This window comes from Mesorhizobium sp. M1295 (assembly GCF_040318135.1).
In the GTDB taxonomy this organism is placed as follows: Bacteria; Pseudomonadota; Alphaproteobacteria; order Rhizobiales; family Rhizobiaceae; genus Mesorhizobium.
This window is the reverse complement of the sequence record NZ_JAMYLU010000032.1, coordinates 25844-50406: the sequence shown is the minus strand read 5'-3', so window position 1 is coordinate 50406 and position 24563 is coordinate 25844. Positions and strand designations below refer to the sequence as shown.

At 59.1% G+C, this 24563-nt stretch carries 20 protein-coding genes; 14 read left to right on the top strand and 6 right to left on the bottom strand.

Annotation, left to right across the window (positions count from 1 at the left end; all coding sequences use genetic code 11):
• The 7 genes from NKH29_RS29455 to NKH29_RS29425 all read left to right on the top strand — a co-directional run.
• Positions 1–307, top strand: a 307-nt coding sequence (locus NKH29_RS29455) for a hypothetical protein (RefSeq protein ID WP_353001189.1), incomplete at its 5' end; no start/stop codon positions are given.
• The gene (locus NKH29_RS29450; RefSeq protein WP_084642590.1) at positions 294–527 is read left to right on the top strand and encodes a Trm112 family protein; all 234 of its coding nucleotides are present in this window, start codon (positions 294–296) and stop codon (positions 525–527) included. The genes NKH29_RS29455 and NKH29_RS29450, both read left to right, overlap by 14 nt.
• Positions 528–864: 337 nt before the next feature.
• Entirely contained in the window at positions 865–2088 is a 1224-nt protein-coding gene (locus tag NKH29_RS29445; protein WP_031193856.1) for a glycosyltransferase family 4 protein, read from the top strand.
• Positions 2085–3341: an O-antigen ligase family protein gene (locus NKH29_RS29440; RefSeq protein WP_023718567.1), complete on the top strand. Its 1257-nt coding sequence runs from the start codon at positions 2085–2087 to the stop codon at positions 3339–3341. The genes NKH29_RS29445 and NKH29_RS29440 overlap by 4 nt, the downstream gene beginning before the upstream one ends.
• Positions 3342–3345: 4 nt before the next feature.
• Positions 3346–5343: an asparagine synthase (glutamine-hydrolyzing) gene (asnB, locus tag NKH29_RS29435; protein WP_023718566.1), complete on the top strand. Its 1998-nt coding sequence runs from the start codon at positions 3346–3348 to the stop codon at positions 5341–5343.
• Between the two features lies 1 nt (position 5344).
• Entirely contained in the window at positions 5345–7567 is a 2223-nt protein-coding gene (locus tag NKH29_RS29430) for a GumC family protein (RefSeq protein ID WP_031193854.1), read from the top strand.
• Positions 7564–9105, top strand: coding sequence for a lipopolysaccharide biosynthesis protein (locus NKH29_RS29425; RefSeq protein ID WP_051409648.1), 1542 nt, complete (start codon positions 7564–7566; stop codon positions 9103–9105). The genes NKH29_RS29430 and NKH29_RS29425 overlap by 4 nt, the downstream gene beginning before the upstream one ends.
• 181 nt (positions 9106–9286) lie before the next feature.
• On the opposite strand, the gene NKH29_RS29420 is transcribed toward NKH29_RS29425, so the two are convergent.
• Positions 9287–10369, bottom strand: coding sequence for an NAD-dependent epimerase (locus NKH29_RS29420; protein ID WP_084642620.1), 1083 nt, complete (start codon positions 10367–10369; stop codon positions 9287–9289).
• Positions 10370–10674: 305 nt separating this feature from the next.
• Positions 10675–11385 carry a helix-turn-helix transcriptional regulator gene (locus NKH29_RS29415; RefSeq protein WP_031193850.1) on the bottom strand — a complete coding sequence of 237 codons (711 nt, stop codon included), beginning with the start codon at positions 11383–11385 and terminating at the stop codon, positions 10675–10677.
• Between the two features lie 289 nt (positions 11386–11674).
• On the opposite strand from NKH29_RS29415, the gene NKH29_RS29410 reads away from it, so the two are divergent.
• The gene (locus tag NKH29_RS29410) at positions 11675–13414 is read left to right on the top strand and encodes a sensor histidine kinase (protein ID WP_353001188.1); all 1740 of its coding nucleotides are present in this window, start codon (positions 11675–11677) and stop codon (positions 13412–13414) included.
• 182 nt (positions 13415–13596) lie between these two features.
• On the opposite strand, the gene NKH29_RS29405 is transcribed toward NKH29_RS29410, so the two are convergent.
• On the bottom strand, positions 13597–14271 hold the full coding sequence (locus tag NKH29_RS29405) for a LuxR C-terminal-related transcriptional regulator (protein ID WP_352484593.1): 675 nt from the start codon (positions 14269–14271) through the stop codon (positions 13597–13599).
• A 509-nt stretch (positions 14272–14780) separates the two neighbouring features.
• Between NKH29_RS29405 and NKH29_RS29400 the strand changes: the two genes are divergently transcribed.
• The 5 genes from NKH29_RS29400 to NKH29_RS29380 all read left to right on the top strand — a co-directional run bounded on the left by NKH29_RS29400 (position 14781) and on the right by NKH29_RS29380 (position 19766).
• Positions 14781–15503, top strand: coding sequence for a nucleotidyltransferase family protein (locus NKH29_RS29400; protein WP_031193847.1), 723 nt, complete (start codon positions 14781–14783; stop codon positions 15501–15503).
• A gap of 47 nt (positions 15504–15550) precedes the next feature.
• Positions 15551–16687, top strand: a complete 1137-nt coding sequence (locus tag NKH29_RS29395; protein ID WP_353001187.1) for a DegT/DnrJ/EryC1/StrS family aminotransferase — start codon at positions 15551–15553, stop codon at positions 16685–16687.
• On the top strand, positions 16684–17358 hold the full coding sequence (locus NKH29_RS29390; protein ID WP_031193846.1) for a sugar transferase: 675 nt from the start codon (positions 16684–16686) through the stop codon (positions 17356–17358). The genes NKH29_RS29395 and NKH29_RS29390 overlap by 4 nt, the downstream gene beginning before the upstream one ends.
• 74 nt (positions 17359–17432) lie before the next feature.
• Positions 17433–18437, top strand: a complete 1005-nt coding sequence (locus NKH29_RS29385; RefSeq protein WP_023718555.1) for an SDR family NAD(P)-dependent oxidoreductase — start codon at positions 17433–17435, stop codon at positions 18435–18437.
• A gap of 66 nt (positions 18438–18503) precedes the next feature.
• Positions 18504–19766: a polysaccharide biosynthesis/export family protein gene (locus NKH29_RS29380; RefSeq protein ID WP_023718554.1), complete on the top strand. Its 1263-nt coding sequence runs from the start codon at positions 18504–18506 to the stop codon at positions 19764–19766.
• Positions 19767–19813: 47 nt separating this feature from the next.
• On the opposite strand, the gene NKH29_RS29375 is transcribed toward NKH29_RS29380, so the two are convergent.
• Together NKH29_RS29375 and NKH29_RS29370 are read right to left on the bottom strand one after the other, a co-directional pair.
• Complete coding sequence (locus NKH29_RS29375) at positions 19814–21112, bottom strand: HlyD family type I secretion periplasmic adaptor subunit (RefSeq protein WP_352589441.1); 1299 nt, start codon at positions 21110–21112, stop codon at positions 19814–19816.
• A gap of 242 nt (positions 21113–21354) precedes the next feature.
• Complete coding sequence (locus NKH29_RS29370) at positions 21355–23106, bottom strand: type I secretion system permease/ATPase (RefSeq protein WP_023718552.1); 1752 nt, start codon at positions 23104–23106, stop codon at positions 21355–21357.
• A gap of 408 nt (positions 23107–23514) precedes the next feature.
• On the opposite strand from NKH29_RS29370, the gene NKH29_RS29365 reads away from it, so the two are divergent.
• Positions 23515–24207, top strand: coding sequence for a N5-glutamine methyltransferase family protein (locus tag NKH29_RS29365; RefSeq protein ID WP_023718551.1), 693 nt, complete (start codon positions 23515–23517; stop codon positions 24205–24207).
• Between the two features lie 87 nt (positions 24208–24294).
• Here the strand turns inward: NKH29_RS29365 and NKH29_RS29360 are convergent, their stop codons facing one another.
• A complete protein-coding gene (locus tag NKH29_RS29360; protein WP_023718550.1) occupies positions 24295–24561 on the bottom strand; it encodes an acyl carrier protein in 267 nt (88 codons plus the stop codon).
• Between the last annotated feature and the right edge of the window lie 2 nt (positions 24562–24563).

Below are 24563 nucleotides of genomic sequence, written 5' to 3'. Positions count from 1 at the left end.
TCACCACCGTGCCATGGCCGCTCGCCCTTCAGAGCAAGCGCCGTTCTCTCTCCAAAACTTTTTGCAGAACCTTCAGGACACTATCTCCAACTTCGCCGCCACGCAGCTCCGTTCAATGTCAATTCATTCAAACAGACGACGACAGGTGGCCAAGCCTGCACCTACCGTGAAAGTGCAGTTTGCAAGGCTTATGACACTTGCCGGAACTCTACGATTTACAGAAATGACTCGAACGTCGGGTGATGGCTTTTGTGCGAAAGACGCTCGCGTCGGAGCCGAGAAAGGAATAGCAGATGGATGCGGATAGGCGAGCCGAAGAGAATGCCTCTTTCAATCCTGAGTTGTTGAAACGGTTAGTATGCCCAGTGACCAAAGGCTCACTTGCCTGGGATGGGGATCGCGACGAACTCGTATCGAAGAGCGCAGGACTTGCCTACCCGGTACGCGACGGCATTCCGATCCTGCTAGCATCGGAGGCACGGGCGATCATCTCCCGCGTGGTCAAACTTCGCGCATCCAGAGGATGAGCTAGCCGCGCAAATTAGGCGGCATTCCGACGGCAACCAGCACCAAGACAGGAAAGTGCCGCGGAGCGCGAGCCGTTTGTCAACGGACCACTCCGTGCTCGGGCATCTGGGCAGTGCCGACCTTTTTGATGCAACGCGCGGCTACCTGAACCGGCTGGGCACGGCGATCCGTTTCCGGGACACGGTGTGTGTCATTCAAACAGACGAGGACAGTGGCAAGGCCTGCCCCTACCGTGATCTTGGGCGTGATGGGTAACGAAACCAACACTATGAAAGCAAATTCAACGGCCGGCCACTTCGCGCGATCGGGCTACGGCGAACGGTCAGGAGACGCAGGATGAATCCGCACCTCGTGTGTGTTGGAGGCGAGGATCACGCCCTGCGAATCCCCTTCCTGATGTCGCTGCGAGAGAAGGGATTCCAGGTTACTGCGGTTTCGAGCGGCGGTGAAGCCGCATTCCTGCGGCATGGCATTCCGCATCGCAGCTACGGTTTCGACCGCTTTTCCAGCAGCAGCGGGGAATGGGCCGCCATCAAAACCATTCGAAAGCTGATGGCGGAACTCCGGCCGGATATTATCCAAAGCTTCGACACCAAGCCCAACCTGGTGACGCCACTTGCGGTGCGCGGGAGCGTTCCAGTCGTGCGCACAATCAACGGTCTGGGCTGGACGTTCTCGTCCCTGGAACCGCGCGCCCTGGCCCTGCGCCCAATCTTTTGCGGACTGCAATGGCTTTCGTCCTTATGGACGGCCGCTACGGTGTTCCAAAATCGGGACGATCAGTCATTCTTTGAACGCTACCGACTGATCATACGTGGCAGCGGACGAGTGATCCGCAGTTCTGGAATCGACGTCGATGCGTTCGCCATGGCAAGGCATCTTGGCCCGTCGGCGATGAAAATGCGCGAGGAGCTTGGGCTCCAATCCGCCGAGATCGTAATTTTTGTCGGCCGGCTAACTCGCCAGAAAGGCATCCCGACACTCCTCAAGGCAGTCCCTCGCATTTTGGCTGAAAGGCCCGATGCCCGTTTCGTGCTTGTCGGGCCATTGGAATCCGAGGGCCCATTTGCGGTGGACAAGGCGGAGATTGATCGACATGCGCCCCATGTCATCGCCTTGGGCCCACGACGCGACGTTCCTGCCCTGCTTGGCATGGCCGATCTGTTCGCCTTTCCGACACAATACCGCGAAGGGATTCCGCGCGTCCTGCTGGAGGCAGGGCTGGCAGGATTGCCTATCGTCGCCTCAAGGATGCCTGGCTGCAATGAGGTGGTCGAAGACGGATGGAACGGCCATCTCGTCCCACCGCACGATCCGAACAGCCTTGCGTGTCGAATTATAGACGTCTTGTCCGACCGCCGGAAAGGAAGGACCATGGGCGCTCGCTCTGTCGAGCTGGTCCGGACGCAGTTCTCGCTGCCCTGGGTGGTCGAGCAATATTGTGATCTCTACGACAATGTCCTTAGCGCCAAATCCCATGGCGGCTTCGCTCGACCGGCGTCGCCGGCGTTGCTTGAAGAGGCTGCTGTAAACCGCGCATTGGGTGGAGCGCGCCGATGATCCGCGACGCGTTGCTGGCCTGCGGCGTTGCGATGTCCTATGCGGCGCAGCTCACCATTCCGGGAGTGCCGCTCGGCTATGGCGAGCTGTTTCTCGCGCTTTGGATCATGCTGTCGATCGGCCGGGTGCTCGCCGGCGGTCACTTGGTAGTCAGGCCCGCCCTGATCCGTGTCGCGGGCTTCTGGCTGATCATGACGCTTGCTCTGGGGATTGGCACCATCGTCGGCTATCTGACCACGGTGCTGTACCTGTCGGTGGTGATGCACGATATGATAGCCTACCTGCTGCTGATCTGCGTCACCTGCCTAGCCGCCGCGGAGCCCGAGGCTGATCGTCATCTGCGCAGTACTGCGTGGTGGGTGGTCGCGATCGCGAATGCAGGCTTTATTGTTCAGCTGGCACTTGGATGGGGTTGGATCCACCAATCCGGCGTCGATCCGTGGTACTGGGATCGCTTCCGCGGCTGGTCCGAGAACCCGAACCAGCTCGCGCTCTATTGTGCACTCTTTGGCCCATTCGCCTTGCATCTTGCGACGACCACTAGCAATCCGTGGGCGAGATTGGCCGGGCTCAGCAGCCTTATCCTGACCATCTATATCGGAAGGCTGACGAAGAGTGATACCTATCTGTACACGACGGTCCTGGCCTGCCTGATATTTCTTGGGCTGCGGGTTCGGACATGGCTCGCAACCGGTGACGGCAAGGCCAGCTTTTCCCGGCAAGTTACCCTCCTGTTGATGATTGGCTTCCTTCCGTTGGCCTTGTCGATGACGCCCTACATTCTCACGGAAGCGGGCAGCGTCGAACAGTTCGCCTTAAGTCTCACCAAGGACAAGGGCGGCGACGCGACCGCCGAAACCGCCGCACTTCGCCTCCATCTCTGGGGAGATGCATTGGGCAAGGGCCTGACGTCAGGATCCCTGGGCCTTGGTCCTGGGCCGCATCTGGAGCGCCCGCCCATTTCCTACAGCCAGTTTCTGCCCCGGCCTTTCGAGGCTCACAACACGATTCTCGATCTATACACTCAAGGTGGTTTGATTGCAGTCCTAGCCCTGGCCTGGATTGTCGGCGCGGCGGCTTTATGCGCATGGCGTGCAAAGCTCGATGCCCTGTTCGTGCTCGTCGTGTCGATCGTTATCTTCGGGATGCCACATCTGATCATCCGCCATCCAATCGTGTGGTTTGCGCTGACCATTTGCCTTGTTGCCGGAACGCCGCAAACGGTTTCGGCAACCTCGAGCGACCGGAGGTGATGGCATGTGTGGGATTGCCGGAATTCTCCTTGCACCCGATGCAGCCAGTGCCAGGCCGCTCACGGCCATAGGGCAGATGACGACGGGCCTTCGTCATCGCGGGCCTGATGGTGAAGGCTTCTGGGTCAACCGTGAAGCCGGCATCGCCTTCGGCCACAGGCGTTTGGCTATCGTCGATCTATCGGAGGCGGGACGCCAACCAATGCATTCGGCAAGTGGCCGATATGCCATTACGTTCAACGGCGAGATCTACAATTTCCGCGATCTGCGCCGCGAACTTGAAGGCGCTGGCCATCGGTTCCGTGGCGCCAGCGATACCGAAGTCATGCTGTGCGCAATCGAGAGTTGGGGTCTCGACACCGCACTGACGCGCCTCGCTGGCATGTTCGCATTTGGATTGTGGGATCTGAAGACCAGGACCCTCCATCTCGCCCGCGACCGAATGGGCAAAAAGCCGCTCTATGTTGCTGCAACACGCGATGCGCTTGTTTTTGCCTCCGAGTTGAAGGCGATCAATCGTTTTCCAGGGTTCTGTCAGGAGCTCGATCTCGACGCGGCTGCGACGATGCTTTCGAAGGGATGGGTGCCGGGTAACAGTTGCATCTGGCAAGGCGTATTCAAGTTACCTCCTGGCTCGGTTCTGTCTGTGACGGCGGCAGATTTTGCCGAGGCGCGCAGTGCCGCATCCCTTTCGCAACGCGTCCGACACTGGTGGTCGCTGCCTGAAGTCGCCGCGAACGGTCGACTGAATCCAATCGCCGGCACCGACGAAGAACTGACCGACGAACTCGACGACCTGCTGCGACTTGCCGTCCGGGAACGCATGGTAGCCGATGTGCCGCTGGGTGCCTTTCTGTCTGGTGGCATCGACAGCTCCGCCGTTGTGGCGCTGATGCAGGCTCAGTCGCCGAAGCCGGTGCGCACATTCACGATTGCTTTCGGAGAAGGCGGGTTTGATGAGGCTCCCCACGCCGCGGAGGTTGCGCGGCATCTGGGCACCAATCATACTGAACTACACCTTTCGGCCGCCGCTGCGCGCGAGGTCATTCCAGAATTGCCGCAGATCTGGGACGAGCCGTTCGCCGACGAATCGCAGATACCAACTTTGCTGGTGGCGCGGCTCGCCCGCCAGCATGTTACCGTGGCCCTGTCAGGCGACGGTGGCGATGAATGCTTCGCCGGTTACGCCCGCCACTTCATGGCGGCGCGGTTGAAACGACAGCATGCGCTGCCGTCGCCGCTGCGTCACACGCTTGCTGCAGGGGTCGAATTGCTGGCCCGTGCGGCGCGCTACGATCTCGTCAGCAAGCTGCCGCTTTCGGCGAGTGCACGGCTCGCGCTGCGGAGCGATCGGCTGCACCGCCTCGCTCGGCTGCTCGCCGCAGCAGATGAGGACGAATTGTATCAACGGCTGACCGGAGTATCGACCGAGAGCCTCACACTCCACAAGCCGCCCACATCAATTCAAGAGTCACCCCGGCTTGATGGCCTGCTGTCCCGTCTCTTGTACGACGACATGGCCGGCTACCTGCCCGACGATATACTGGTGAAGTTGGACCGTGCCAGCATGGCCAACAGCCTCGAGGGCCGGTGCCCGCTTCTCGACCATCGGGTTGTCGAATTCGCTTGGCGGCTGCCCGCACATGCGAAGGTTCGCAATGGCAAAGGCAAGTGGATACTTCGTCAGTTGCTGAGCCGCTATCTTCCGCAACGGCTGATCGACCGGCCGAAGCAGGGTTTCGATGTTCCCATAGCGGTCTGGCTGAGAGGCCCGTTGCGCGACTGGGCCAGCGATCTGGTCGCCGATATGCGCCTCTCCGGAGATGGGATCTTCGACTTTGCGAAGGTCGCGATGTGCTGGCGCGACCACCTTGACGGAAGACAGGACCATTCTCGTGATTTGTGGCCCGCATTGATGTTCCAGGCCTGGCGCAACGAGGCCGGGCGGCCCCCAGGGCCGGCAACGGGCATGTCTACAGTGCTCGAACTGACAGGAGTATAAGATGGAAGGTTCCATAGTCAGCCGCATTCACCTTCCGCGCGCCACTGAAATGCACGTGCCGACGCGCGAGATCAACCCGCGCATGAGGCCATTCCTGCGCGAACAGATCGACGCGCAGACCCCCTTCCATCAACTCCTTATTACCGTCGCGAGGAGAAAATGGTTCCTGCTTGCAATGGTGATTTTGGGCGGTGTGTTGGCTGGGCTTGCGGGTTTTGCGCGTCCCGTCCTGTTCGAGTCGACCGCACAGGTGATTGTCGATGCTCCTGGCAGGAATGCGGCTCCCGGAGGCGCAGATTCTGCGCAGGAGATGCTGGATGCGAGCATTGATGACCACTTAACCATGCTCTCTTCGCAGGGGCATCTGCGTCGCGTGGTGGCAGCCCTGCGCAAGACGGAGGTTGGTAACATTGCTGAGCAAGGGGATGTCGTAACCGGAAATTCACGCCCCGCTCCGGCCGGCGGCGACTTGCAGAACATACGCACCTTCGCAGCCGGTCTGCTGGAAAGCATTTGGCCGCAGGGCAAGCCGGCGGCCGCCGATGAAGACGAACTCAAGGCATTACGGAAGGGCATGAGGGTTGGACAGGAACTGCGATCAAGAGTGATCACGGTCGGCTTTACCGACAACGATCCGGCGCGAGCCGCCCTTGTGGCCAATACGTTCGTCCAAGTATACATCGACGATCTCGCACAGAAGCGCAGGGCGTCAGACAGACTGGAACTCGCCTCGATCGTCGCTAGCCTACCGGTCGTACAAAGCGACTTGGCGAAAGCAACCGACCGCCTGGAAAAGTATCGGCTGAGCCATGGCGCGGTCGATCAAGGTGCGGCGGACAACGCTGCCAAGGAGACAGCCGAGCTCAGCCAGCAGATATCTTTGTCGAAGGCGGATCTCTCCGCAACGGAATCTCGCCTTCAACACATCGAGGCTTTGCGAAAGGAAGGAGCATCGGTCGCGGCGCTCGCCGAAGCGATCGGGTCACCGGTACTGGCCGACATGGCGGCTCGCCAAGCCAACGACAATGCGGATGCGGGCCTGAGTACTGCAATCAACCGCGAGATCGAACAAGGCACTGCTCGCATTGCTGCGGAGGCGAACATCTACCGTGCCCAGATTGCGGCTCTGGAGGGGCGCAAGAATGTGCTTGATGCGGTGGTGGCCGACACAGCCGGCCGGCTTTCCGGCTTGCGTGCGCTCGAGCCGCAGGTCAGCATCTTGACGCAGCGATACAACCAGCTACTCACGCAACAACAGGATCTGGTGCAGCGTATCGCAACTCCCTTGCCCGGAGTCTCGATCCTTTCAGCGGCGTGGCCGCCGACGAATCCAAAAACCCTGCCGCCCATCTTCCTTATTCCGCCCGGCATGATCGTGTTTGGTCTCATTGGCGGGATCTTCGTGATGGTCCGCAGCCGCCTCAATCAGACCTTGTGCGGCGAGGCCGAAGCTGAAGCCGCGCTCAGGGTCCCATGCCTGGGGCTGATACCGGAAGCGCCCACAATACACGCGAAACGACTACAGCAGCTGGTTCTTGGCCAACGAAAGTCCAGCTACAGCCGAGCCATCACTTCCCTCCTCGTCACCGTGACACTCAACAAGGCGAGGGGCCGCGCTTCGCACGTCATCCTCGTAACGTCCAGTATCCGGCATGATGGCAAGACCGAGCTTGCATGGAGCCTGGCGTTGGCAGCTACCCGACTTGGGGGACGAGTGCTTTTTCTCGATCTTGACAGCACGGGCGCCCGCCTCACGAACGAGTTCCTGAACGAATTCGGCGCGCTCCGGCCGCATAAATCCTTTGGAGACTATATGAACGACCGTTGTCCCCTGCACGACGCGGTCACGGGAATGCCTGAAATTGGAATCGACTTCATGGCGCTGGCACCATCAGAGGATCTGCTGCCGCAGCTGTCGATGATCGACGGATCCCTGGTCACAGATGAGCTGCGCTCAATCTACAGCGTCGTCATTATAAATGGACCGCTGGGACTTGGAGGACCTGAGGCCAGGCTACTGACGGGCTGGGCTGACGTGGTTCTGTTCGCCGTTCGCTGGGGCAGGACGCGTCGCAGCATCGCGCGCGGTGTTCTGCAGCTGCTGACGGAGGACGAGACGGCTCAGGTCCCCGTAGGCAGCGTTCTCACGCACGTCAATCTACAGAAACACGCTGGCTATCGGTTTGGGGACAGCGCAGATCTCTTGCTCGAGAGAACATCATGAGTGTCACATGCGGGCTTCCGCGTAACGACCGTCGCGGCAGTCAGTCTGTCGAGCGGAAGATAATATCGAAGAGTTCGCAGACCGGAGCTGGGCCCGCCGGCGCAAGAGACATCGACGATTGCAGCGATCCGAAGCTCGCCCGCTTCCCTGCGGCCTCCGTTGCTCCAACAAATATGGTTTTGCCGCACAAGGAGGACACGGGCCGGGGTCTCGGCTATGCCAGCATCTTCGCTCTTTTGGTCTATATCGGGGGTGCGGGCTTGACCAGCTTGGCGCAGTTATTGATTGCGCGCATCGTTGGCTCCACCAGCTATGGCATCTACTCCTATGTTCTGGCCTGGACCTCGGTGCTTGCCTATCTTGCAACGCTTGGGTTCCATGTATCCTTGCTGCGTTTCGTCTCCGCCTACAGTGCCAAAGGGCGGCTTGACCTGGTACACGGGGTAATCAGGTTTGCTCTGCAAAGGTCGCTGGCGGCAGCGACACTATTCGGCATCATTGGCGCCGCCTTGGTCTTGTTCTTTTCGGATTCTTCTCACAAGGAGCTTCAAACCAGCCAGCTGCTAGGCATGGCAGCAGTGCCTTTGGTCACCGCCTACGCGTTGGGCGCAACACTTGTTCGTGCTTTCGGCGGCGGTGTCTCGGCCCTCATGCCGGAACGCATCGTGCGCGACGGCCTATTGTTGACGTTGCTGGGAATGGCGGTCTTATCCGGATCATGGACCCCCAACGCACCCCTGGTGATGCAGGCGGTGCTGGCAAGTTCAGCCATCACGGTCGGCCTGGTGTTCATCATGGCGGCAAAATTTCAGCCGCCCGGCTTGCGGCAGGTTCAGCCAGGCGACGAGTCGCGGGAATGGTGGTCCGCGGTTCCGCCAATGATGCTCATGGCCGGGCTCGATGTTTTCATCAGCCGGGCCGGGGTCATGGTGCTGGGCTGGACGCATCACATTCGCGAAGCGGGCATTTTCGCCTTGGGATTGAACGTCGCATTGCTTGTGAGCCTTTCCCTGGTCGCTGTCTCGACGATGTTTGCGCCGACAGCGGCCGCCCTTCATGCCCGAGGCGATCGGATGGCTCTGCAGCAGCTGTTTTCACGGGCCGCCCTACTTTCCTCTGGCGGCGCCATAGCGATGGCCATCCCGATGCTTGCGATTATTGAACCTCTGTTGAGCTGGTTCGGCGGAGATTTCAGTACAGCGGCACCCGTCGCGCGGATACTCATTCTCGGATATGTCTTTGTCGCGCTATGCGGACCCCAGATGCTCCTCTTGATGATGACTGGAAACGAATGGGCGGCAGCCGCAACCATGATCGCCGGCGCCGCGGCCAGCATCATGGGCTGTGCCGCAGGAATTGCGCTCTACGGCGCGCCGGGCGCCGCAGTGGGCCTCGCGCTTGCGTTGGCGATTTGGAATGTGGCGATGTCGATTTATATCAGCAAACGGCTGAAAATTCTCCCTGGGCTGATCTTTGCGCTGGCGTCGCTCAGAACGCGCGCAGTCGAAGGCCAGCCGCCTCATTGGTTCCTGCGCTGATCTGATGTTATCGCGCCCGATACTCGACGGCATCAGCGTTCAGAAATTTCGAGTCCAAGATTGTGTCGGATAGAGGCTGGCGGGGGCGGCTTTGGGGCCGACACTCGCTTTATTCTCTGTCCGAAAAAATGCGAAATCTCAAATTTGCCGAGTGGCAGATCGTTGCCCGACAAGGCGCGGCCTACACCGTGGCCTCATCATTCACCGACGTTTGTTGCCGTATGCTGACCGCGGCATCCGTTCCATGAAAGTCCCGGTACCATTCGACAAAGCGTTGCACTCCGTCCTCAAGCGGTGTCGCCGGGGCGAAGCCGACGGCCTTGCGGAGATCGCTGACGTCGGCGCGCGTCTCCAGAACGTCGCCAGGCGGCAACGGCACATCCACGCGAAGCGCCCGGCTGTCAAGGGCGGTCTCGATGATCGAAATCAGCCGGTTGATCTCCTCGGGCCGGTCGTTGCCGATATTGTAGACGCGACACGGCGCGGAACTTGTAGCAGGGTCGGCGGTGCAAGGGTCCCAATTCGGATCGGGCCGCGGCGGTGCAGCGAGTGCCCGAACCACGCCCTCAGCGATATCGTCGACATAGGTGAAGTCTCGCCAGACGCGGCCGGCATTGGCTACTTCGATTGGCTTGCCCTCGATGATCGCGCGCGTGAACAAATAGACCGCCATGTCGGGCCTGCCCCAGGGGCCATAAACGGTAAAGAAGCGCAGTCCCGTCACGGGCAGGTCGAACAAATGGCTGTAGGAATGCGCCATGAATTCATTCGAACGCTTGGTGGCGGCGTAGAAGCTGACGGGATGATCGGCGCCGTGGTGCTCGGAAAACGGTATGGTTCGATTTAAGCCGTAGACGGAGCTCGAGGAGGCGTAGACGAGATGACTGACGCCGTAATGCCGGCAGCCCTCAAGGACGTTTAGAAACCCCACTATGTTCGATTGCACGTAGGCGTGCGGGTCAACAATTGAATGACGCACGCCGGCCTGAGCCGCGAGATGGACAAAGTGTGAGGGGCGAACGTTTGAAAACAGCAACTGAACGCGCGCGGCATCCGCCAGATCCATTCGTATCGGCGTGAACTCCGCCTCGCTACAGAGGCGTGCAAACCGCGCTTCCTTGAGCCGCAGATCGTAATAGGGTGTGAAATTGTCGACGCCCACGACTTTGACACCCAGACGCAAAAGCCGCGAGGCCACGTGAAAACCAATGAAACCTGCTGCGCCGGTGACGACGATCGGTCCTGTCCGCGCAAGTCTCTTCACCGCTTGATCCGAACGCGATCGGGCGATTTCCACCTTCTCCGTTGCGGCAAGGACAGACTCGCTGCATAGATCGTTGTCCAACTTGTCGCCTTTCGAATTCCGTTCGACAGTACCGAATTGCCGGTCCGAGATTCCAGCTTCCGATATTTACGTCAGCGCATCGAACCTGGTGGAGTTCAAGCGACGTCGGTGCCACGAACCGCGCAACGCGATGCACGACCTGCCAAATCATGACACTCCAAATTGCGTCGTCTGGATCCCGGGCGGACGCCGACGTCCGGCGATTGCATTTAAGTGGCCGGCCCTTATGGCAGGACCGAAATACGCCCAAGAAGGGCCACCAGTTCCGCCTGGCGTTTCGTTTCGGTCTTGGCGAACAGCGAGGCAAGCTGGGAACGGATCGTGGTGCGGCTGAGACGCCAGCTGCGAGCGATCTCCAAAGGTGCGTCGCCCTGAGCCAAACGCAAGGCGAGGTGCGTTTCTGCGCTCGTCAAGCCAAACATTCTTTGCAACGTGCGAGGATTTGGCCCCGACCTGTTGTCCCGGTCCAGCAACGCCACGATGCTCGTTCCGTCGGGAGCAATAACTCCGTTCTCGTTCAGTATCACCGGCCGGTCGCCCCTGCTGCGGATTACCACCCAGGATAACGAGCCCGGCAGGAATTGGCCCGGAACATTCGCGATCAGCCGCCTTAGTGCGGCCGTAAGCCCGCTCGCCGTGTCAGCCGCTTCGCCCTGGCGCTCAAGCGTGGTTTGGGCGGCTGCGTTCCACTCGACTACTTTTCTTTCGCGATTCAGCACGAGATAGCCACAGCCAATGCGATCAAGCACGCCGGTTATGGATTCCAGACTGCGGCCTTTTGGTTCCCCAAGCCGTGCGTCCAATGGATCCGATGCGCGATCGGGAAGGTGACCAGAAGAGGGTCGCGTATTCCGCGCGTCAAAATCGTACTTGGTCCTCGTAGCAATGTACCTACCGCCCGAAGAAGCATCAACATGTCTATCGATCAGATTCATTTTCTACCCCTAACCCAAAGTTTCACACACGCCCGAAAATAAGTATTCGGGATTCGGATAGTCTTTTATGTTTAGATGGATTCTAGTCTTCTATGCGCTGACGGATAACGTGTTCATCACCACCTTGAAAACTCAATATGATCTGACAGTTCTAAGGCAGCTCATAGCCCCTGCTGCATCCGATAAAATGCGCGCTATGATAGCGGTATGGCAATCCGGCAGTGGTACTAAGCTGTACGTTTTTTGCTCTAGTCTCGACGGGCTAGTCAGAAGGTTGTAGTCTGTGTCCATGAGCTCGCAGTCGCGCAGGTCGAATTCGAACCCGTCGGGCAGATTGCTAACTCATATTGCCTCTGCATCCGTACTAGCTGCCACACTGATATTTGAAATAAAATCGTCAGCCTATATTGGGCAAGGCGCCAGTTTTCTGGAATTTGTTCCGGCTATTATTATTATCGCTTATCTCGAAGATCGTGTGCCTGCGCTCGCTGCGACCATTCTGATGGTGGCGGTCGGCCTTTGGGCGCGAGGATACGATCAGATTTCAAATGGCGATTGGGCACGCGCAATCCTGCTTCTGGTTTCGGGTGGGGTGATTGCCATGACGTTCCATCGCCTACGGCAGGACTTGCGTGAGCTGCTGGAAGTCGCGGAGGCCAGGCTCGCTGCCGTCGAGGCGACCGAAAGCCGCTATCGTTGGGCCTTCGAACGTGCTGCCATGGGATTCGCGAACACCAACGAGAAAGGTGAGTTGCTGCAATCCAACAGACGCCTTTGTGAGATGACCGGGTACAAGGAGGAGGAGCTTGCCCAATTGCAGCTCGATACGCTCGCCCACCCGAACGACCGGGACACCTTGGCGCAATTGTTGGCGGGCCTAGGCAACGACATTGCTTCGTTCGTTTCGGAGGTCCGTCTTTTAAGAAAGGACGGTACGGCATTCTGGGCCAGGCTAACGCTTTCTTCGTCCGTGCCCGAGGGGGGACTCTCGGAGAGCATCTTCGTGGTGGTCGACGATATTTCGGAACGACGAGCTGTTCACGAAGCGCTTCGGGCTCAGAAGGAATGGCTAGACCTCGCTCTGTCTGCTGGACGCTTGGCCACGTGGCGGATCGACCTTAAAGACGGGACAGTCACAGGCTCGGACACGTTCTGGGACGTTCTCGGCTTGGCCCAGGCCAATAGCCGCAGTTTGGAGGAACTATCAGCTGTCGTTCATCCGGCGGACTGGCCAAAGCTGGCGGCATCGAGAAAGTCCGCATCATCGGCCATGAATTACGATGTTGAGATACGCGTCCGTCGACCGGACGGGCATATCCGCTGGGTTGCCCTGCGCGGAAGGGAGGAAAGACAGGGTGATGGAGGACAGCGGCTTGGAGTGGCTGCCGACCTGAGCGAGAGACGACAAACCACGCTGCTGCGCGCCGCGGCAAAGAAGCGGGAGCGCATTATGCTCGAACAACGCCACAGGTTCGGCAACGTTTTCGCGGTGATCACGGCGCTCGTGAAAATGGTCGATGTTCCTGGAAACAATGTTGCCAAATACAAGGAAATGCTGATCGACCGGATACGCGCGCTCGAGGCAACCCATCTGCTTCTTTCACGCAACGGCAGCGTATCGGGGGCGCTAAACGATCTCGTTGCTCAAGAGTTGCAACCATATATGGGAACACGCGCCATATCGGTCAGCGGTCCTTCCGTGGTGATGTCGGGAGGCGCCGCCGAGAGTTTTGCAATGATCGTCCACGAGCTTGCCACCAATTCCATGAAATATGGAGCGCTTGGCGATCCAAAAGGCCGGATCGACGTAAGCTGGACATTTGCACCTGAAGACACAGGCAGTGAGATCGTGTTCGAGTGGGTGGAATCGGGACGGCGGCGGACCTCGAGCGTAGTCCGTCATGGCTTCGGTTCCATGATAATCGGAGTAGATGGAGCGCCGCTTGTCGGTCACTCTCCCAAACTGGAAATAACTGACCACGGGTTGCGGTATTCGCTGCGGCTATCACGCAAGGAAATCGGATCCTAGTGCAGTGCTCCGATCGAAAAGCAGATACCTAAAAGACGCGTCGCGCTGAATGGCCTTGGAGATGCGCTTAGGTTCTTTTCCAGGGATGTCGTTGGCCAAAGGCCGCAGCGCAGTTTCGGTATATGCAGTATATGCATGAAACCTTGGGCGCCGTTTGCATGTCCAAAAGGACGCGCGGCGCTCTAGCTGGCATGTCTCGAAAGCCATGTCTTCAGCATAACGGCAGCTTCTGTCCGATTGCGTACCCCCAACTCACGCAGGACCGCAGCAGCGTGGATTTTCGTGGTCGCCTCTGCGATTTCCAGGTCGCGAGCAATTTCCTTGTTTGAATAGCCTTCCGCCATCAGCTTGAGGACTTCCTTTTGCCTCGAGGTCAGCCTGCCAAGGTTGAGGCCTGTGGTACGTCGCTGTGGGCCTTTCTCGGAGTGTGTATGCGCGTGGGTTGTTTGCGTTGCACCCGGGCGTGACAGAAGTGCAGGAACATAGATGCGGCCGGAGAGGATTTCATTGACAGCCAAAACGACCTCTTCGTCCGTCTGCGACTTTACGATGTAGCCATGAAGCCCGATCGAAAGAGCCGTGAGTATTTCCGAGCGTGAATCGTTTCCGGAAACGATCGCAAATCGCGTGTCCGGATAGGCGGACAGGATCCCGCCGAGCACCTCCTGATTGAACAGGCCCGGCATATTCAGGTCCAGGATCGCAAGATCCACGAACGATTGCTCTGCCAGCAAACTGAGCACCGCGTCGAAACAAGACGCTTCAAATATCTCCACACCTGGAATGCCTGCGGTCAGTGCCAATCGCAAGCCACGACGATACAAGCCGTGATCGTCGGCGATGACGATTCGATACATTGAACTACCCCAACGCGTATCTGAATGGATTGAACGGTGATGGGCCTGAAAGTCGTAGCCATTCACTCGTCGATTCATCCAGCCGACGCCGCGGCACCCCAACGCCGCAAACGCCAGATTTCTAATATAATCTTAAATGACGGGAAACGCTCCTCTTTTTTTGCCCCTTGTGAGCGAAACCCGCCGAACGTCGTCGAACATGTGTTCTGACCTCTTGGAAAGCTGACAGACCGGCTGGTCTCAGCACTGCCATAGGTCTGTAGGTATAGAACAGCAAAACGGCTGAATTGTTACCATTCGAATGCACGACGACACGCACCCCGACGGCCACATACCATCCAGATGCAATGTCCGGATCAGGGATCGGTGGGGAAATCTCACCGGTCTTCTACGGGAAATCTCACCGGTTCTTCTGAGGGGACAAGAACGCGTTTCCCGGGTGCTGACCAGGGTAGGATAACCGGCCCGTGACGATGGCGTTCAGGCCGAATGAACAAGGGAGGACCAGGATGAAAGCGGTGATTCAATGTGGTGGAATGGGAACACGCCTCCGCCCCTTCACTTCGATCTTGCCGAAGCCGCTCATGCCGATCGGTGCACGGCCGGTTCTCGAGATGCTTCTGAAATGGTTGCGACGCAACGGTATTCAGGAAGTCTATATTACAACCGGATATCTCGGCCACTTGATCCGCACCGTGTGTGGAGATGGCTCGCAGTGGAACCTGAAAATTCGATACACGCAGGAGATGGAGCCGCTGGGCACCATCGGGCCATTGTCTTTGATCAGGGACGAACTGACGGAGCCATTCATCGTTCTCAATGGCGATGTCCTTACGGATCTAAGCCTCAGTCGATTTGTAGCAGCGCACCGTAAGCACACCGATCCAGTGACGATCGCAACAGCCTGTCGCCTGATCAAGATGGATTTCGGCGTCATCGACGAAGTCGACAATACCGTGCAGACCTTTCGCGAGAAACCGACGCTGTCGCATCTGGTCAGCATGGGGATTTACTGCATGAATCCAGACGTTCTGCAGTTCATCCCGTCCGGCATACCCTTTGGGTTCGACGACCTGATGCTCCAGATGATGCAGAACGGCACAACCGTGCACGTGTACAAGCATGAAGGTCTCTGGCTCGATATCGGGCGCGTCGACGACTTTCAGAACGCACAGACCATTTCCTGGGAAGACCAGTCGGCCTCGATCGAGGTCACTGCGACGGCTGCATGATGAAGTCACCAGCGCGGTTCCCACAGTTATCAGTCTAGGAGGTTGTGATGCTCTTGGTCAGTGCCCCGATCTTGGGTGTGCCGGAGAAGACTGCTTTGACCAAGGTCATCGACAGCGGCTGGCTGACCATGGGGGAGCAGGTACGAGCCTTCGAACAAGCCTTTGCCGACGTGCATGGTGCGGAGGATTGCGTCGCGGTCAGTTCTTGTACCGCAGCGCTTCATCTCATTTTGCACGCACTTGGTATCGGCCCGGGCGACGAGGTGCTGGTCCCATCCTTGACTTTCGTGGCGACCGCAAATGCGGTCCTCTATGTTGGTGCGACCCCCGTTTTCGTCGACATCGAGTCGGCCGATGTGCCGCTGATGTCCATCGCGGAAGCCGAAGCGAAATGCACGGCCCGCACCAAGGCAGTCATTCTCGTCCATTTCGCCGGCTACCTCGCCGATCGGGAACAATGGCAGAAGTTCGCCCGTGCCCGTGGGCTGCATATCGTCGAGGACGCGGCGCATGCGCCCGGCCTGAAGGAGGTGGGGACATTTGGTGCCGCGGCCGCCTTCAGCTTCTACGGCAACAAGAACATGACCACGGCGGAAGGCGGGGCGGTGATTGCCAGGGATGCCGGTCTGCTCGAGACGATCCGCCAGGCGCGTGGACATGGGATGACCACCGGGACACGTCAAAGGCTGAACAGCCGCACCCCGCAGTATGATGTCACCATGCTCGGATTCAATTATCGCATGGATGAATTGCGGGCTGCGATCGGATTGGTCCAGCTGCAAAATCTGCAGGAGTGGAATGAGATCAGGCGTATCCTGGTGATGCTGTATCGCCGTCTCATCGCGAAGCATTGCCCGGCCGTGACCATCCCGTTCCACGAGCCGCGGACGTCGGCCTACCACATCATGCCTATCCTTTTGCCGCGTTACGCCGACAGGCAAGACGTCATCCACGCACTGCGCGCGCAAGGGATACAAACCACTATCCACTACCCGCCGGTGCACCAGATGACGCTCTATCGTGAGCTCATTCCCGGTACTCATTTACCGCGCACGGAAGATTTCGCCCAGCGCGAACTCACTGTACCGCTGCATCCGCAGATCACCGCACCTTTGGTCGAAACGGTAGTGGTCGCTCTTGCCGCGGCGGTCAATAACTGCGCTCAGACAGGAACAGCCGCATGAATGCCCTGGACCTAGCCATTCACCGGCCTAACGTCTCGAGCGCCGCCCACGGGGCTGTGAGACGAGCAATCGATCTCGTCATTGCTGCAGCCGCGGCGATCGTCTTCGCTCCGCTGATGCTGCTGATTGCCCTGGCGCTGCTGCTGGAAGGCGGTCGGCCAATCTTCTTTACGCAGACCCGCGTCGGGGCCGGTGCTCGCCCATTCCGCATGTACAAATTCCGCAAATTCAGAGTGCGATGCGATCCCGGTGGCCTGGCGCTGACCATGGCCGATGACAGCCGCATGACGCCAATCGGGCGGTTCCTCGCCGCCACCAAATTCGACGAGCTGCCGCAGCTATGGAATGTCTTCAGAGGCGAGATGGCAATCATCGGTCCACGCCCGGAGAGCCTTGCCTTTGCCGATTGTTTTCGTGGGGGCTTTGAGGACATTTTACAATACAAGCCAGGCTTGTTGGGTCCGGCCCAGGTTCTCTTCCGGAATGAAGCGCATTTTTATCCGCGATCCGTGGACCCGCTATTGTTCTACCGCCAGGTTCTGTTTCCTGCCAAGGCCAGGCTCGACCTTTCCTATTATCCGCAGCGCACGATCGTCTCTGATGTCGTCTGGATGGTGCGCGGCTTGCTGGCGGTGCTTGGCGTCGTTTCGCCGCCGCCGATCGGAACGTGAGAGCAGGTAGAATACCCGCGCTCTCGTGGATTTGCAAAGTCAGTGCCTCACGTCATAGGGGGAACGCTTGGGTCATGGCATACAAGGGCAGGAAAGTTCTGGTTACCGGTGCCGATGGGTTCATCGGGTCGCATCTCACCGAAGCACTCGTCCGTAGCGGCGCGGATGTCACTGCGCTGGCTCTCTACAATTCGTTCGACAGCCACGGCTGGCTGGACGATTTGCCGGACACCATTCGAAGCCAGCTGAACCTCATCCGCGGTGATGTTCGTGACAGCGCGTTCCTTAACCGGATCGTGCGTGGCCAGGCGGTGGTGTTTCATCTCGCCGCACTGATCGCGATCCCATATTCGTATGCCGCGGCCCAGTCCTATGTAGAAACCAACATCCTGGGCACGGTCAACGTCCTCGAAGCGGCGCGGCAATGGGAGACGGAGCGGGTGGTGCACACCTCGACAAGCGAGGTTTATGGCACCGCGCTGACAATGCCCATCAGCGAATCACACCCGTTGCAGGGACAGTCACCATATTCGGCATCCAAGATCGGTGCGGACATGATGGCGGAGTCGTACGCCAGATCGTTCGACGTCCCCGTGGTCATCATGCGGCCCTTCAATACGTATGGCCCACGCCAGAGCGAGCGGGCCATCGTACCGACCATCATACGTCAGGCTCTCGACAAGAAATGCTCGGCGATCATGGTGGGAGACACCAGCCCGATCCGCGATCTTACTTTCGTGGAAGACACTGCGGCGGCGTTTTTGACCGCAGGTTCGGCCGAGCTCGAATTTGGCCATGCCTACAATGCCGGAAGCCAGCGCGCCGTGACGATCTCGGACATATTGGATCTGGTGGTCGAGTTGAGTGGCTGCAAGAAACCAATTCACCGCGACGAGCGCCGCCTGCGGCCGCAGAATTCAGAGGTGCGTGCCTTGCTGGCTGATTCTTCGCTCCTCGAAAGCAAGACTGGATGGCGCGCCCAGACCAGCCTGCGCGAAGGGTTGGAGCGGACCATCGGATGGTGGCAGGGACGCCTCAGCGAAGGCCGGGTGCGCCATGAGATGGGTTACATGACATGAGCTTTCGCCTGGGTGGATTGGCTCCGCCGTTGTCGCTGGATTCGAACCAGAAGGAGATTGTCACCAATGGTCCTTGTTAACCGAATCCTTCTTGTCGTGCTCGGCATGCTGGCTGCCATGGATACGGCCGCTGCAGCGGAAGCGCAGGTCGCCTATCGACTTTCCGCCGGCGACACCGTCGAGATAGGAATTGCCTCCATCCCGGAGCGAACGCAACGTGCCGTGGTCCAGATGGACGGCACGATCGCGCTTCCCGAAGTCGGGATGGTTTCGGTGGGCGGCCTAAGCCCGGCCGAACTGCAAACACGCATGCAGACGATCCTGCCAACCAAGATATTCCACCATCGTCTGCCTGACGGGCGGGAGCAAATGATCGTCATCAAGCCGACAGACGTGACCGCCGTGGTCGCAGAATATCGGCCGATCTATGTGACAGGGGATGTGCTCACTCCCGGACAGCAGGCCTACCGGCCGCTGATGACCGTGCGGCAGGCGATTGCCGTGTCAGGTGGTTTCAGCCTTTTGCGGTCCCGGGCAAACCAGGTTGGCCCCGATCCGGTGGATCTGCGGCGCGATTACGAATCGCTTTGGGGGGAATACACGAGAGACTACTATCACAGCGCCCGCATTCGCGCCGAACTTCAGGGCAAATCGAGCTTCGACATGCAGCCACCACAAGGATCGCCCTTGCCGGCAGTTTTTGCATCGGCGATCGCCCAGGCCGAAGCAGAAGGGCTGAAGCTCTCGTTGGACAACTTCCAGCAAGAGCAGAGCTTTCTCGATAAAAGTGGCAAGGATGCCGCTGCACAAACCGAGACCTTGCTCAAACGCGAGCAGGCCGAAGCGGATGGCGTGAAGGCGGACGAAGACGAGCTGGCGCGCGTAAGGAAAGCGTTTGAGTCCGGAAATCTCACCAATAACCGGCTCGCCGACGTCCGGCGCGCTTTGGTACTCTCTTCCAGCCGGGCACTCGAAACGTCGGTTGAACTTATGAGAGCACGACGTCAGCAGGCTGATTTTGCCAGACAGCACGAACGCAATGACAACCAAAGAAGGATAGGTCTGCTGACTGAGTTGAAAGATACCAATGTGCGTCTTGCCGACATCAATGCAAGACTTCGCGCCGCCAGCCAGAAGTTGCAGCCCACGGGAGCTGCCGCCCTGCCGTTGCCGGTTGCCGGTGAGACGATCCAAGCCGAGGTCACGATCGTTCGCAGGGTCGGCGAAGAATGGCGGAAACAGCCGGCCCAAGAAGACACCGAGGTCATGCCGGGAGACACGATCGAGGTAAGGTTCAGCAGCGCTCTCGAGAGCGCGGCGATCCGATAGATCGGCTGCGCCTCGAGCCAAGCGGCCGCCACTGGGTTGGCAGCCGCTTACTGCCTGAAAGCTCTGGAAAATTGGTCGGTAAGAGGTTTCATCAAGTAGGACCAGACACTGCGCTCGTCGGTTCTTATATGGACTTCGGCGGGCATGCCCGGTTTGAGGATTTTCTCACCTGTCAGGCAGGTCGCTTCGTTCTCGACATCGATGCGCGCCGAAAAATAGGAAAGCTGACGTTGCTGATCCTTGATCAGATCTGCGGAGACGCGGTTGACCGAGCCTTCGCAAGCCGGTGTAGTGCCGGCGTCGAACGCCGGAAAGCGGATCGACACCTGCTGTCCGGGATGGATCTCATCAATGCGCGACGGAGGAATGGAAGCGTCTACGACAAGGTTGTCGGAATCGGGCACAATCATCATGAGCACCTCTCCGGCGCCAATCACGCCTCCGACGGTGTGGACCGAGGATTCTTGTACCGTGCCTGATTGCGGGGCGCGAATGTCTGTCCTGCCGAGCTCGTCTTCGGCCACCACCTTGCGCTCACTGAGTTCGGTCTGCTTGGCTTCCGTTTCGCGAAGTTCGTTGGTCACGTCGCTCCGCATTTGTTCGTCGAGCTGAAGCACCTGCAGGTCCGTTTCACTGATGTGAGCTTGTACCTCCGCTATCGCTGCGACAAGGCGTCCCGATTCGCCGCGAGTCCGGGTCTTCTCCAGGCTGACAGTGCTCAACCTCTCCTTGGAGACCAACTTCTTTGCGTAGAGAGATTCAACGTCAGCAAGGTTCTTGGTCAGCAGATCCAGAGACTCATCCGTCGCAGACTGCTGCGATTTGAGGCCATCGATCTGACGTTCCAGCTGCTTCGCGCGGCTTTGCAATTGTGCCTTCTGGCCAGCCAGCGCCGCAGCACGGCTTTCGAACAAGGCACGTTCGCCACTGACAAGCGCCGCCACTTGCGGGTCACCCATTTGAACCCGAAGGCCAGGCGGGATCTGCATTTCCGGCAGACCCTGGCGCTCGGCTTCCAGCCGGGCCAGACGAATGGTGGCTCGATTGAGGTCCTCGGTGATTATCTGCAGGTTTGCTCGGGTCAATGTGTTGTCCAGCCTGACCAACACGTCGCCGGCCTTCACGTGATCGCCGTCCTGCGCGAAGATTCCGCCGATGGTGCCGCCGGTTTGATGCTGGACTTTTTTTATGTTGCTTTCGACCACCACAGTTGCAGGCGCAATCACCGCGCCGGCAATCTTGGTCAATCCCAACCACAGCCCTCCGCCAAAGATCAACAGCAAGCTGGTTGCCAAGCCCAAGAGCAGATTGGCCCGGATGCCATCCGGATCCGGCTTCGTTTCCAACGAACGGCTTTCGCCACCGGGCGCGGCGTATGGCGACACGGTAACAGTAGAGCGATACCTCACATATGCCCGGCTGCACCTCTGTGCAGCGGAACGAGAATGTTCTGCCAGGCTCCGGAGCAGATTGCCCCAGGGTAAATTGGCTCGAATGCCATCCGGCTCTGGCTTCGCCCCGGTCGGCTGGCCTTCGCCAGCGACCGCAGCATATGACGACATGGTCACGTTAGACACTAAGCAATACCTCACGCATGCCCGCTTGCACCGTGCTGCAGCGGAACGACAATGTTTGGCTTGTCCGGACGCGGGAAGGGCCGGATCACATTTGCCAGAACGTCTTCGCGCGAACCGAACGAATGGAGCATCCCGTTCGACAGGACGAGTACCTGATCGATGTTGACGAGAGCGGAGGGGCGATGCGCAACGACGATCACGATACCGCCGCGCTGACGCACTGCCAGGATCGCGCCGGCCAAAGCAGCATCGCCGTCTGCATCCAGATTGGAATTTGGTTCGTCAAGAACGACGAGGAATGGATCACCGTAAAGTGCCCTGGCAAGTCCGACGAGCTGCCTCTGCCCAGCCGACAGGGCTGCGCCGCCTTCTCCGATGCGTGTTTGAAAACCCTGCGGAAGACGCATGATCATCTTGTCCACGCCCGCAGCTTTGGCAGCTGCCAACACGCCCCTTGCGTCGCTTTTGCCGCCGAACCTTGAAATGTTGTCGGCGATCGTGCCGTCGAACAGCTCAACGTCCTGCGGCAGGTAGCCAATATGAATGCCGAGCAGCTCTGAATTCCACTGATCGAGCGAGGCGCCGTCCAATCTTACCGTTCCTCGAAGCGGCTTCCATGCCCCGACCAAAGCGCGCACGAGCGTGGTCTTGCCGGAGCCGCTCGGGCCGACGACCGCCAACCCTGCGCCCCTCGCCAAGCGGAAGCTTACATTGAAGATTGTTGGCTTCTGCAGACTTGGTGGCGCGACCGTCAATTCCTCGACCGCAAGCTCCGCCTTTGGGCGTGGCAGTTCCATTGGCTCTTGCTGGCTATCAAAAGCATCCAGCGCTGCCGCCAGCTCGGAATAGCTTTTGCGGGTTGCCAGAAACCCTCTCCAATTTGCGATCGCCACATCGACCGGCGCCAGTGAGCGGCCCAGCAATATGGACGACGCTATGATCACACCCGGCGAGGCCTCGCCCCCGATCACGAGGTAGGCACCAAGCCCCAGCACGCATGATTGCAAGGCCATTCGGAGCGTCTTCGACAGTGAGCTCGCTGCGCCAACGACGTCGGAGAGCCGTTCCTGGTTCTTCAGATAAAGATGACTGACCTCGTTCCAGCGCCGGCTAAGCGGGGCGGACAGGCCCATAGCCTGAACAACCTCTGCGTTGCGGCGGCCGGAATCGGCCAGAAGCCGCTGCGCAACGAGTGTTTCAGACGCACGAGCCGCAGGTTTGCGGCCGATGATCTCCGCAGCCACCGTCAAAAGCACAACGGCGCATGCGCCGAGCGTTGCCAGCACGCCAAGCGCAGGGTGCAGCAGATAGATGACCACCATATAAAATGGTATCCAGGGAGCGTCGAATAAGACTGTCGGCCCCAGTCCGGAAAGAAAGCCACGTAGCTGGTCCAGATCACGAAGCGGATGTACCCGGTTCGCATCCGGCCCGGCAACGAGGGGCAGGGAAAGCGAGGCTGCGAACGCCTTTTGCTGCAGATTTCTATGCAGGCGGCTGCCGATGCGGACCAACAGGCGAAGCCTCACGAAATCGAGGAGCCCGTAGGCCGCGTAAAGTCCCAGCATCCCGACTGTAAATCCGACAAGAGTCGGCACGCTCTGCGAAGGCAGCACGCGATCGTAGACCTGGAGCATGTAGACGGAGCCGGTCAAGGCGAGGATATTTATCAATGCGGAGAAAACGCCTACGCCAACGAGGCCGTGCACACAGCCGAACATCGCGGATCGTAGATCGAGCGAGCGCCCTTTGGTTGACTTCATGATATGCGCTCTTTGACGCGAAATTGCCGCGCAATCTCGTCGGTTCTTTCGATGAGGGACAAACTTTAACCTTCCGGGAAGCAGCAGCTCCGCCCTTCGCTGCTGGAACATTACGAATTGCTTACATATGTGCCTTCTTTGATTAAAATGTAGCAAAATCGTGACGCCAGGCTGAGAATTCGGCAACTGGCTCGCCAGGCTGGGGATAACCGGGTCTGGTAAGGAGATATTCCTAATCATGACACAGCGCAGAAGCTTATGGTCATCTTTGTAGCATCAAGGCGTCGAAGCGTCTGGGGACGGATGGGTTTTGATTTTGTCGATCGAGAGTTAAACGGTTTTGAGATACACTTCATCGGAACGCAATTGTCGGCCACCAACGCCGGCTAAAACGGGGAGGCGAGTGTCGTGAGCGAAGAGATCAATGTTGCCGACGCCTACGGCAGGGGCCGCAGCACCTTCATGGGATTGCAGCTGCTGGTCTCGCCCGGTGCGCTTGTTCCTCGGCCGGAAACGGAACTGCTCGGCAACGCCGCTCTCGATGTTCTGAGCCAACTGAACTTGCCGGTGCCTCGCGTTGTCGACATGTGCTGTGGGGCGGGCAATCTGGCGTGCGCCATCGCGCACCACGCTCCCACCGCGCGCGTGTGGGCAAGCGATCTTACCGACGGATGCGTGGAGGTCGCGCGCCGCAACGTCACCCATCTTGATATGGAGGAGCGGGTAACGGTGCTTCAGGGCGACTTGTTCGGCGCCTTCTCCGGCTTGGAGCTTGACGGCACGATCGACGTGATCGTTTGCAACCCGCCCTATATTTCGGAAAAACGGCTCGAGGGCGATCGTTCGCATTTGGTCGAGCTCGAGCCGCGTGAAGCGTTCGCAGCCGGACCCTACGGTCTGAGCATCCATATGCGAGTGCTCAAGGACGCGCCGCGTTATTTGCGGCGCGGAGGCATCCTGCTTTTCGAGGTTGGGCTTGGCCAGGACCGGCAGGTCATGAGTTTGCTCGAGCGTTCCAAGGCTTATGAGAGTATCCGGGCAGTCACCAACCAGGCCGGCGAGGGCAGGGTGGTTGTGGGGCATACGAAGGCGCAGGCGTAAGCACCGCCGTCGCGACAGGCCTAGACGCGCTGTCGCAACCGGAAACGGTCGGGGACTTGAAACAGAGTTGCGCGAGATGTCGGCAAATCAGTTTCTCTTGCGCATGACATATTGCGCAATTCCCTCGATGGAATCGAGATTCTCGGGCAGCAGCTCGCTGTCTTCGACCGTGATGCCGAAGGTCTCCTCGATGAAGCCGATAACCTCGAGCACCCCCGTCGAGTCCACGATGCCTTGGTCGAGAAGCGAGGTGTCGCTCTCCAGGCTCTCTGGATCGGCTATATAGAAATTCGACGCCAGGAAAGCGCGAATTTGATCGCTGCAGGTATCGGTTCTATCCTTGGTAGACAACATTG